Raw genomic sequence first — 11688 nt, 5'->3', positions numbered from 1 at the left:
ACGATCTACCGCGAACTGAGGGCGCTGGGAGCCAGCAGCCAAACGGCCCGGAAAGTGGCGGCCAACTCGTATAGCTGGTGGCGTAACAGCCGATTTGAGCTGAATCGAGTGTTGGATCTAGCGTGGTTTGACAGGCTGGGACTGGTGCGCCTCTCATAACCTCAATCTCTCGAACCGCCCGGTGCGGACCCGCATGCCGGGTGGTGTGGCAGGGGTACGGCCTATGAAGGCCGTCCCCTATGCCGATTCCGAAGTTTGTAGTGCCTGGGCTGACCTCATCGCGAGCAAGCTCGCACACAGTGGATTGCATTCCCCTGTGCGAGCTTGCTCGCGATGGCGTCCGCCCATCCAATGAAAATCCTATTCGGCACAAACAACCCGGTTACGCCCCCCTTCCTTGGCCTGATACAACGCCTTGTCCGCACTGAACAGCAATTGCTCCAGGTTGATATCGCTGGCCGCTGTCCAGGTGGCAATGCCGATACTCACGCTCATCGGCGGCTCACCGGCGTCCACCAGTGGCAGTTTTTGCACTGCCTCCCGGATATGTTCGGCGATCTGCTGCGCGCCTTCACTGCCAGTTTCGGCCAGGACCACTGAAAACTCTTCGCCACCATAGCGAGCCACCAGGTCCGCCGGGCGGTGGACATTGGCGCGGATGACCTCGGCCAATGCCCGCAAGGCTTCGTCGCCGGCCTGATGCCCGTGCCGGTCATTGAAGGCCTTGAAGTGATCGGCATCGATCATCAGCAACGACAACGGCTTGCCACTGCGCTGCGCGCGAAACCATTCATGGCGCAGGGTCTGATCAAGGGATCGACGGTTGGCCACGCCGGTCAAGGCATCGGTGGCCGCCAGTTGCGCCAATTCCTGCTCGGCATATTGGCGCAGTCGCAGCTCGCGGCAGAGCAGCCAGGACAGCCACAACAGGCCGATGCACAAAACCCCGGTAGCACCGCTGATCACATAGACGGTGCGGTTCCAGGTGGCAAACACTTCATCGATGGAAAGGGCCACGATGACGGTCAGCGGTAGATTGCCGACCCGGGAAAAGGTGTACAGGCGCCGTTGCTGGTCGACACTCGACACGCTTTCAAAGGTGCCACTGCGCTCGCGCAGCATGCGTACGACGTTGGGGCGGTTGGAGAAGCTTTTGCCGATGGCGTTTTGTTCACGGTACGGCTTCTGCGCCAGGAGAATCCCGTCGTCGTTGATGATGCCCAGCGTACTGCCGGAGCCGATTTCGAGGCTGTTGAACAGTTGGTCGAAGTAGCTCATGCGCATCGAGGCTACCGCAACCCCCAGAAACTCACCCGTGGGCGAAGAAATGCGCCGGCTGAAACTGATGCGCCATTCGTCGCTGTCATCGCAGTCGCAGCGCGGCTTGAACGGTCGGCTGATATACATGCCGGTATTGCGATTGAAGACATGGGCCAGGAAATAATCGCGGTCAGCGAAATTGCCCGGTTTCGGTTCGATCAATGATGAGTCGGCCAGCACGTCGCCGTGCTTGTCCAGCAGCAGGATGTCGCCCTTGTAGCGCGCGGTGGTAGAGCGGTCGAACAGCACCAGATGACGGATCTGCGGCGAAACCTGTTTCAGGTCGTCCCGTTGGGCGGCGGCAATCAGGCCCTGCAAGGTCAAGTCATAGAGCTCGACCGTGCGCAGGACATCGGCATCGATCAGTTGCGCGATGGTGGTCGCGCTGCGTGTGGCAGTCTGCTGGGCGTTGGCGTGTTCGCGGATCAGCAGGAAAGTGACGATGCACAGGATCGAGATGACTGTCAGGGTGCTGCCCAAGATCACCATGATCTCGGGTCGCCCGGAGGGGCCTTGAAAATGTGCGGTGCGGCTTGCGGTCATAGGGCTGACGTCTGCTAAAGGGACGCTGTAAGCGTAGTTGCATAAACGCAGCAGCCGAGTGAATCGTTCCTGTTGCTCGAGCGATTGATCAATAGTGTGGGCGTCAGTGACTTTCGTTGCAGAAATTGCAAAGAAGGTCGAGTCGTCACTATAAAAAAAGCCGCTGACAGCAGCGGCTTTGAAGACAACTTTTCAAAGGGAAGAGCCGATGAAAAGTGTCGGGGGAAACGAGAGTGATCGGTGCAGATCAGCTGTCTTTCTCGGCCCGTGACTGGGCCTTGCTGCTGGATGCTTGCGGGGCTTGGGCGTCTTGCACAGCCTTGGCTGTCATCTCGATCTGATGCTCTTCGAACGTCGCAGCGCGTGCGGCGCTATGCGCGACGAAAGTCTGCGATTCTTCCGCCATCACCATCGCCATCGGCGACAGGAAAAAAGAGGACAAAACGAAAGCGCTGGCAATACCCATACTGTTGGACATCTTTAAAACCTTCTTTGCTTTGCAAGTGCTGTTTGGTGCAGGCAAAGATAAGGATATGAGGCGAGGGGAAAAAGAGCGGATTCATGAAAGGACTGTTACAGCAAAAGCAAAGATCGATAGGCGCGAGCACATATTCCCTGTGGCGAGGGGGCTTGCCCCCGTTCGGCGGCGAAGCCGTCGTAAATCCGGTATGCAAGGTGTATCAGGTAAATCGTGGCTGTATATCTTGGGGCCGCTGCGCAGCCCAACGGGGGCAAGCCCCCTCGCCACAGGGAATTGACGAAACTCAGATGGGAAGATGTATGCCGAACGTATTCATCCCATGATCACTGCGCACGAACACATCGCCGCCATGCATCAACGCAATCGCCTTGACGATGGCCAGCCCCAAGCCGTGATTGTGGCCGCTGTTGCTGCGCGACGCATCGACCCGGTAGAAGCGTTCGAACAGGCGCGGCAGATGCTCACTGGCAATCGGCGAGCCGGGGTTGGCGACGCCGATGCTGACTTGATGCTCCTGGGCTTCGATCCGCACTTGAATCACCTGCCCGGGCGCGGTGTGCTGCACCGCGTTATTCAACAAGTTGATCAACGCCCGGCGAAGATGGGCGATCTCGATCCTTACTTGCGCGTCACCACTGACCTCAACCTGGACCTGAGCGTCTTCGAGAATGAAATCCAGATATTCCAGGGTCGTGGCCACTTCCTCCGCCAGTGACGTGGATGTCAGTTTGGTCGCCTTGCTACCCTGATCGGCGCTGGCGAGGAACAGCATGTCGTTGATGATCGAACGCAGTCGCTCAAGCTCTTCGAGGTTCGATTGCAGCACTTCGAAGTAATGTTCGGCGGAGCGCCCGCGGGTCAACGCGACCTGGGTCTGGCCGATCAGGTTGGTCAGTGGCGAGCGCAGTTCGTGGGCGACGTCGGCATTGAACGATTCAAGGCGCGAGTAGGCCTGCTCGACCCGCTCCAGAGTCGAGTTGAATGAACTGACGAATTGATCAAGCTCCGGCGGCAACGGTGACAATCGCAAGCGCCCGGAGCGCAACGGCGGGGCCAGGCGCTGGGCTTCCTGGGACAGTTTGATTAGCGGCTTGAGCCCGATCCGCGCCACCCAATAACCCAGTGCCGAGGCCAGCAGCACACCGACAATCGCCAGGCTGATCAGCGCGACCAGCAGGTGATGCTGGGTATGGAAAAACGTTTCGGTGTCGATGGCGATCATGAAGCGCAGCGCTGGGCGCTGGTCCTTGGCCGGGAATTCGCTGACCAGCACTTTCAGCGGATACGGATGATCCGGCAGATGCATGTCGCGCGTGCCCAGCGGCCCTTGGGAAAAGGCGCGGATCTGTGGTGTCGGGTTGCCGTATTCGTAGTGTGGATCGCCACTGATGATCCAGAAACTGATGCGCTTGTCTTCTTCACTCAGCAGGTTGAGCTTGTTGTTGATCTTCACCCAATGCTCGGGCGTGCCGTAACGACCGACCGTGGATTCGAGCACGCTGTAGCGCGCATCCAGTTCGGCTTCGGGCAACAGGCCCAGGCCTTTGTCGACCTGTTGGTACAGCGCCCAGCCGATCAACAGGAACACCAGAAGCGCCACCAGCGTGAACATCCCGCTCAGACGCAAGGCAATGGAATTACTGGACACCACGGCTCTCCAGCACATAACCCATGCCGCGAATGGTGTGCAGCAGTTTCTCTTCAAACGGCCCGTCGAGCTTGGCCCGCAGGCGTTTGATCGCGACTTCGACGACGTTGGCGTCGCTGTCGAAATTGATGTCCCAGACCATTTCGGCGATGGCGGTTTTCGAGAGGATTTCGCCCTGGCGCCGGGCTAGTACGCTGAGCAGCGAGAACTCCTTGGCGGTCAGGTCCAGACGTGTACCGGCGCGGGTGGCCTTGCGGCTGATCAAATCTATCCACAGGTCGGCGATGCTCACTTGCACCGGTTCGTGACCGCCGCTGCGCCGGGTCAGCGCTTGCAGGCGTGCCACCAGTTCAAGGAAGGAAAACGGTTTGCCCAGATAGTCATCGGCGCCTTCACGCAGGCCCTTGATGCGATCTTCCACACGCTCGCGGGCGGTGAGCATGATCACCGGGGTTTGCTTGCGCGCACGCAGGGCGCGCAACACACCGAAGCCGTCGAGGCCCGGCAGCATCACGTCGAGGACGATCACCGCGTAGTCGCTTTCCAGTGCCAGGTGCAGGCCTTCCACACCATCGCGGGCCAGATCCACGGTGAAACCCTGTTCCGTCAGGCCGCGGTGCAGATAGTCCGCGGTTTTTTCTTCGTCTTCGATAATCAGAACGCGCATGACCCCGCCTCAGTCTGTGGTCGTCAGCACTGGATCCGGTGCTGACGCTGGTGGGAGTGAGTGTCGATGGAATAGCCGCTCAAGCCACAAGTATATGACCGGCGTGGTGAACAGCGTCAGCGCCTGGCTCACCAGCAAACCGCCGACGACGGCGATCCCCAGGGGCTGACGCAACTCGGCACCGGTGCCGTAGCCAAGCATCAGTGGCAAGGCGCCAAGAAGGGCGGCGAGGGTGGTCATGATGATCGGCCGGAACCGCGTGATACAGGCCTTGAAGATCGCCTCTTCAGGCGACAGTCCGCCATTGCGCTGCGCTTCGAGGGCGAAGTCGATCATCAGGATGCCGTTTTTCTTGACGATACCGATCAACAACACCAGCCCGATCAAGGCCATGATCGAAAAGTCCTGGCCGCAAATCCACAGCATGATCACCGCACCGAGGCCCGCCGAAGGCAAAGTCGAAATGATCGTCAGCGGGTGCACGAAGCTCTCGTAGAGCACGCCGAGAATGATGTACACCGCCAACAGCGCTGCCAGGATCAGCCACGGCTGGCTGGCCAGCGAACTCTGGAACGCCTGGGCCGCGCCCTGGAAATTACCGCTGATGGCAGTCGGCATGCCGATGTCGGCCTTGGCCTGGTTAAGCATGATCACCGCATCGCCCAACGCCACGCCGGGGGCCAGGTTGAACGACAGGTTGGCGGCGGGGAACATGCCGTCATGGGCGATGGACAGCGGGCCAATGGTCGGCGCATCGAACCTGGCCAGGGCCGACAACGGCACCATTTCCCCGCTCAGGGGCGAGCGCAGGTAGAAATAGTTGAGGCTTTCGGCCTTGCCGCGTTGCTTGGTATCCAGTTCCAGGATCACGTTGTACTGGTTGACCTGGGTCTGGAATTCATTGATCTGGCGCTGGCCGAAGGCATCGTACAGGGCTTCGTCGACGTCGCTGGCGGTGAGGCCGAAACGTGCGGCGGCGCTGCGGTCGATGCTGATGTGGGTGATGCTGCCGCCCAGTTGCAGGTCGTTGGAAATGTCGCGGAAGGCCGGGTTGGCGCGCAGTTTTTCCGTCAGGCGCTGGGTCCAGGTACTGAGTGTGCCGCCGTCGTTGCTCTTGAGCACGTATTGGTACTGGGCGCGGCTCGGGCCTGAGCTGAGGTTGATGTCTTGCCCTGCACGCAGATACAGGACGATGCCCGGGACTTTCATCAGTTGCGGGCGAATCCGGTCGATGAACTGGCTGGCCGAGACGTCGCGATCCCCGCGTTTTTTCAGGGTGATCCAGAAGCGGCCGTTGGCAATGGTCTGGTTGCTGCCCGAGACGCCGACTGAGTGCGAGAAGGTTTCGACAGCGGGGTCGGCGGCAACGATTTCGGCCATCGCCAGGTGTTTTTTCACCATGTCGCCGTAGGAAATATCCGCAGCCGCTTCGGTGGTACCGAGGACGAAGCCAGTGTCCTGGATCGGGAAGAAACCTTTAGGGATAAAGATGTAACCGGCGACCGCCAACCCCAGCGACAGGCCGAACACGCCGATCATCATTTTCTGGTGGGCGAGGGCGCGGCGCAGGCCTTTTTCGTACCACGCCAGCAGACGTTCACCAAAGCCCGGTTTGCTATGAGCGTGATGCACCGGTGCCCGCATGAACAGCGCTGCCAGCGTTGGCGCCAATGTCAGCGAAACCACTACCGAAATCAAAATAGTGGAGGTGGCGGTCAGGGCGAACTCCTTGAACAGTCGCCCGACCACACCACCCATGAACAGCAGCGGAATGAACGCTGCCACCAGCGAGAAACTGATCGACACCACCGTGAAGCCGATCTCGCCAGCGCCCTTGATCGCCGCCTCGCGCATGCCGTCGCCGGCCTCCAGATGGCGGTGAATGTTCTCCACCACCACGATCGCATCGTCGACCACAAATCCCACGGCGACCACGATCGCTACCAGCGTGAGGTTGTTCAGGCTGAAGCCCATCACATACATCAGCGCGAAACTGGCGATCAGTGACACGCCGAGCACTGCCGACACGATCAGCGTGGCCGACAGTTGGCGCAGGAACAGCGCCATCACCGCCACCACCAACATGATTGCAATCAGCAGGGTGATTTCCACTTCATGCAGCGAGGCACGGATGGTCTGGGTGCGGTCGATCAGCGTCTTGACCTGCACCGAGGCGGGGAGCATCGCTTCCAGTGCCGGCAAGGCGGCCTGGATGCGGTCCACGGTCTCGACGATGTTGGCGCCTGGTTGGCGGAAGATCACCAGGTTGACCCCCGGTTGCGAGCCCGCCCAAGCCTGGATGTAGGCATCTTCCGAACCGTTGACGACTTTGGCGACATCGCGCAGATGAACCGGTGCACCGTCCTTGTAGGAAACAATTAGCTGGCTGTAGTCCTCCGGGTGGAACAACTGGTCGTTGGTGGACAGGGTCGAGATGCTCGACTCCCCGTACAGCGCACCCTTGGCCAGGTTGAGGCTGGTCTGCTGGATCGCCAGGCGAATGTCCGCGAGGGTCAGGCCAATGGCGGCGAGTTTGTCGGCGGACACCTGGACGCGAATCGCCGGACGCTGCTGACCGGTGATGACGACCTGGCCTACACCGTCGACCTGACTGAGCTGACGGGACAACAGGGTTTCCGTCAGGTCGCTGAGCTCAGGGCCTGGCATCAGCGAGGAGTTGACGCTGAGGATCAGCACCGGGCTGTCGGCCGGGTTGACCTTGCGCCAGGTCGGCAGGTTCGGCATGTCCTTGGGCAGTTTGCCCGCGGCAGTATTGATCGCCGCCTGCACTTCCTGGGCGGCGGTGTCGATGCTTTTGTCGAGGGTGAATTGCAGGGTCAGGTTGGTCGAGCCCAGTGCACTGCTCGAGGTCATCTGGGTTACGCCGGGAATGGCACTGAATTGCACTTCAAGGGGCGTGGCCACCGAGGAAGCCATGGTTTCCGGGCTGGCGCCGGGAAGTTGCGCGGCCACCTGGATGGTCGGGAATTCTGCCTCCGGCAACGGCGCTACCGGCAGGCGCGGAAACGCGATGACACCCAGCAGCACCAGGGCGAACGTCAGCAGGACCGTGGCCACCGGGTGGTCGATGCACCAGGCTGAAACCGAACCATGGCCCTTCATTGCGCCGCCTCCGATCGCACCACTTGAGGCGGCTCGGTCAGCACTTGCACAGTAGCGCCGGGCTTGAGCCGCGACTGACCATCGCTGACCAGTACATCACCCGGCTTCACACCCTTGATGATGTCCTGGCCGCTGCCTTGATAGACCATCTGCACCTGCACGACTTCGACCTTGTCCCCATTGACCCGGTACACGAAGTGCTGGTCGAGGCCGCGTTGTACGACTGTCGGCGGCACCACCAGCGCATCTTTATCCAGGGCTGTCTGAATCTTTACCGTCACCAGCAGGCCCGGCCAGAGCTTCTGTGCGTCGTTGTCGAATTCGGCCTTGGCGCGGATAGTGCCGGTGTTGGCGTTGATCTGGTTGTCGATCAAGGTCAGGTGACCTTCGCCGAGCAGGTTGCCGGTTTCGCCGTCGGTGTCGGCACCGATGTAGGCCTTGACCCGGGCGTGCTGTGGGTCGTTGATCAGGCCTTGCAGGGTCGGCAGCATTTGCTGCGGCAGGGAGAACTCCACAGCGATTGGGTCGATCTGGGTCACCGTGAACAGGCCCTGGGTGTCGGTCATGCGCAGGAAGTTGCCTTCGTCCACGGTGCGAATGCCGACACGACCGGTTGCTGGGGAACGAATCTGTGTGTAGGAAAGTTGTACCTGAGCTGCGTCGATTGAAGCCTGATTGCCTTGGGCGGTGGCTTTGAGTTGGTTCACCAGCGCTTGTTGCTGGTCGTAGGTCTGCTTGGAAACGCCGTCGTCAACGCTCAGCAGTTTGTAGCGTTTAAGGTTGACCAGCGCCACTTGCAGCTGCGCCTGGCTTTCGCCGAGTTGAGCCCGGGCCTGGTCAAGGCTGGCGCGGATCGAGCGGTCGTCGATGGTGGCCAGCAGGTCGTCTTTTTTCACCAGTTGGCCTTCCTTGACCATGATTTTGGTGAGAATGCCGTCGATTTGCGGGCGGACCACTACGCTGTGCAGGGACAGCACCGAACCGATGCCACTGACGTAGCGCGGCACGTCTTTTTCGGCGACGGCGACCACGCGCACGGGGATGGCGCTGGGGGTGGCGAGTTTGGCCTTGGCCGGTTTGTTGGCGTACCACAGGCCCAGCGCTGCCAGGACGATCAGAAGGGCGACGAGCAGGGCGGGTTTTTTCTGGATTCGCATGCGAGTGGGGCGCCGGGGCTGGGTGGTCGGTAGGTGGGTAAGGTAGTTTCCTTTATAAACCTGTTTGCTGGTCAGGAGGGTGACTGCTAACTGACAGCGCTGTCAGTTTGTGGGACTTGGCGGCCTCTGGGCCGACCATGTTCTTGGTTGACCGTGTACATATCCGTTTTTTCGGTAACGGCGGCTGGCGGTTTCGCCCTTACGGCGAGTCCCTTTTGGCAAACGCCCCAAAAGGAACCAAAAGGTCTCGCCCCGAACGTCCGGCCCCTCGCTGGGGCTCGGCGTTCCTTCGCTCCGACATTCATCCGGGGGCATTGCCCTCCGGTCGGCTTCGCTTCGACCTACATGCAATGAGTTCGACTGCGTCGAACGGCGCTGCGCGCCAATCCCCGGATGAACGCCTCCGCTCAGCCTCCCGAGGGGGCGGGTGGATCAAGATCAAGAGCTGCAGGCGAGCTAACGCTCGGCCTGATGAGTGGTGAGAAGCAACGGGTGTACGCCGATCTGTTTTTGCTCTTCTGTGGGAGCGAGCTTGCTCGCGATGACGGCAGTCCATCCAACTTCAATGGTGACTGACCCGACGCCATCGCTGGCAAGCCAGCTCCCACAGTTTGATCGGCATGGGGCACTACTACCGCGCTAAATGGCGACATTGCCCAGCCGACCTGATCTCAAGCGCATACGTGCTCCGGCAGGAGCTGGCTTACCAGCGAAGGCATTCATGCACTCGCAATAAACTCAAGCCGAACACTGCATGCTTCCCCCGCTTGAGACATTTCTAATCCGGGTCAAATAGTCCCATTCCGGACGATTCCTACGCGCCCCTCAGAAGCTTCCTATTTCTAAGTCAGTCAGGTTCCTGAAAGCTCTCCTGCGCTTGAGCACGAGCCCAATCCGGGCTTCGTCGAGGTACCGGACTGGCATGGCGACAATCGCCAGGGCCAACCGGTCGATCAACACTCACGTAAAGGGACTGACATGAACGATAGGTTGCACCGTACGGACACACTGGGCTCGTGCAAAGCTGTGATTTGCGGCAAACAGATCAAGCACTGGATCGAGTTCCAGTTGCTCGATGAACAGGGCGAGCCACTGGCGAACCTGTCCTATCGCGCGCTGAACGAGGCGACCCGTGTCGACTTCATTGCGCAGTACACGGGCCGCACCGATGCCGAGGGGGTGATCCGCCTTGACAGCCTGCACCCGCTGGCCATCACCCTGTTGATAGACGCCGAGTCCTTGGCCGAACAACTGCAAAATCGTCGCCTGCGTGCCGAGCGAGCTGAACCCGCGCGCCCCGGCTTCGCTGATCGCACGCCGCTGTATGGTCCGCAGCGTTCGGGTTTCTCGCCTATCGAACAGCAGGCGGTCGCAGCCGGACATGGCTATCACTACCTGCGCATCGGCCACTTGTGCGATCGACTACCTGCCTTCGATCCACCGTTGGCCGATCTCAGGCAGCCCCCGGCCTACCATTTTCCGGACCCAAAGTTTGGCGGGTTTACCATCGGCGACGATCAACTCGATCGTCGGCATGTGCTGGAAGTCTGTCCGCTGCACGCCTGGTCACTGACCTTGCATCACCAGGCGGAGTACAGCCTGGTCAATGCATACAACCTGGCGCTGATGAGTATTTTGGCGTACAGCACGCGGCCCGAGAATGCATTGGGTTCCGTGAAGGAGTTCTTCGAGCGGCAATGTTTGGACTTATCGCGTACACCCATAATTCTGGACAGCGGTCAGAAATTGCCGTGCGTGGTCACCGATGTTCCCTTTAGCGATCGCTACACCATCGCTGAAGCGTTGGACACCACTCAGGTCCGACCACCAGAGGGCGACACCCAACTGTTTTATGCCATCAATGCCACCCAGGTGCTCGTGGCTTGGCGGGGTACCGAGGGGGCGTCCGATCTAGGTACTGATGCGACTTTCCGCCCGGTAAAACCTGAAGTGCAGGCCTTGTGCGAGCCCAAGGTGCCCTGTGCCGATCTGACATCAGAAGGTAGTGTGCATTTGGGCTTTCGCGATGCGTTCGATTTGGCCTGTAGGAGTTATGCCGAGGAGTTTGGCAAGACGATTCCTGAAGCTATCGAAGGTAAGAGGTTGTTTATTTGCGGCCACAGCCTGGGCGGCGCCCTCGGTCTGGTCCATGCCGCATCGCTGAAAGAGCGAAATCCACTGCTATACACCTACGGCATGCCACGCACCTTCACCCTCAAGGCGGTACAGGGTCTCAGCGAGATCGTGCATTTCCGTCACGTCAACGACATCGACCCGATCCCCAGCGTGCCGCCCGAAGCCGAGCTGGACAATCATCTGTATAAACTCTATGGCCCCCTCGGTACCACCTTGGGGTTTGCCTGGTCGATGCTGCAGTTGTCGGCAAGCCAGTTGTTCCGCCATGGCGATCCCTTCTGTCACCACGGCGAAATCGCCATGTTTTTCAAGGCCGAACAGCACACCCTTCGGCGAGGCTCGCCGTACCCCGCCTACCGCAACAAGGACGGGCTCGGCGCGCCTTACAACACCACCATCGCCTATCGCCTGTCGGAAAAGGTCAAGTTTTACCTGGTACCGAGCCTGAGCCCCGACGACGACCAGCAGGCCGAGCAGGCGCAGCAGCGCCTCACCACCTCGTTGACCGCCGAGAGTCGGGCGAGGTTTTTCCCGCCCTTCAGCAATCCCAAGGCCGGCCGATTCGTGGGTCTCGGCAATCACTTCATGAGCAATTACCAGCCGTACATCTATG

General features: G+C 60.2%; 7 protein-coding genes. 1 reads left to right on the top strand and 6 read right to left on the bottom strand.

From position 1 onward, the window contains the following. Positions 1-360: 360 nt before the first annotated feature. The 6 genes from AC1DVE_RS30675 to AC1DVE_RS30650 all read right to left on the bottom strand — a co-directional run bounded on the left by AC1DVE_RS30675 (position 361) and on the right by AC1DVE_RS30650 (position 8939). Positions 361-1863, bottom strand: a complete 1503-nt coding sequence (locus tag AC1DVE_RS30675; RefSeq protein ID WP_223537312.1) for a sensor domain-containing diguanylate cyclase — start codon at positions 1861-1863, stop codon at positions 361-363. A gap of 247 nt (positions 1864-2110) precedes the next feature. Continuing rightward, a complete protein-coding gene (locus tag AC1DVE_RS30670; RefSeq protein WP_223459802.1) occupies positions 2111-2341 on the bottom strand; it encodes a hypothetical protein in 231 nt (76 codons plus the stop codon). Between the two features lie 286 nt (positions 2342-2627). Then, entirely contained in the window at positions 2628-3992 is a 1365-nt protein-coding gene (locus tag AC1DVE_RS30665; RefSeq protein WP_223459801.1) for a heavy metal sensor histidine kinase, read from the bottom strand. Beyond that, the gene (locus AC1DVE_RS30660; RefSeq protein ID WP_056726212.1) at positions 3982-4659 is read right to left on the bottom strand and encodes a heavy metal response regulator transcription factor; all 678 of its coding nucleotides are present in this window, start codon (positions 4657-4659) and stop codon (positions 3982-3984) included. The genes AC1DVE_RS30665 and AC1DVE_RS30660 overlap by 11 nt, the downstream gene beginning before the upstream one ends. A gap of 9 nt (positions 4660-4668) precedes the next feature. Further along, complete coding sequence (locus AC1DVE_RS30655; protein WP_223537318.1) at positions 4669-7782, bottom strand: multidrug efflux RND transporter permease subunit; 3114 nt, start codon at positions 7780-7782, stop codon at positions 4669-4671. After that, complete coding sequence (locus AC1DVE_RS30650; protein ID WP_223537321.1) at positions 7779-8939, bottom strand: efflux RND transporter periplasmic adaptor subunit; 1161 nt, start codon at positions 8937-8939, stop codon at positions 7779-7781. Before AC1DVE_RS30650 ends, AC1DVE_RS30655 begins: the two co-directional genes overlap by 4 nt. 978 nt (positions 8940-9917) lie before the next feature. Between AC1DVE_RS30650 and AC1DVE_RS30645 the strand changes: the two genes are divergently transcribed. After that, on the top strand, positions 9918-11688 hold a 1771-nt coding region (locus AC1DVE_RS30645; RefSeq protein WP_477784422.1), incomplete at its 3' end, for a lipase family protein.

Source organism: Pseudomonas sp. P4_B4 (assembly GCF_056402255.1).
Note: the sequence above shows the minus strand (reverse complement) of the source record. Positions and strands in the feature narration are given on the sequence as shown.

Coding starts and splice junctions, on each gene's coding strand:
- AC1DVE_RS30675 (WP_223537312.1), bottom strand. CDS start 1,863: ATGACCGCAAGCCGCACCGCACATTTTCAAGGCCCCTCCGGGCGACCC.
- AC1DVE_RS30670 (WP_223459802.1), bottom strand. CDS start 2,341: ATGTCCAACAGTATGGGTATTGCCAGCGCTTTCGTTTTGTCCTCTTTT.
- AC1DVE_RS30660 (WP_056726212.1), bottom strand. CDS start 4,659: ATGCGCGTTCTGATTATCGAAGACGAAGAAAAAACCGCGGACTATCTG.
- AC1DVE_RS30655 (WP_223537318.1), bottom strand. CDS start 7,782: ATGAAGGGCCATGGTTCGGTTTCAGCCTGGTGCATCGACCACCCGGTG.
- AC1DVE_RS30650 (WP_223537321.1), bottom strand. CDS start 8,939: ATGCGAATCCAGAAAAAACCCGCCCTGCTCGTCGCCCTTCTGATCGTC.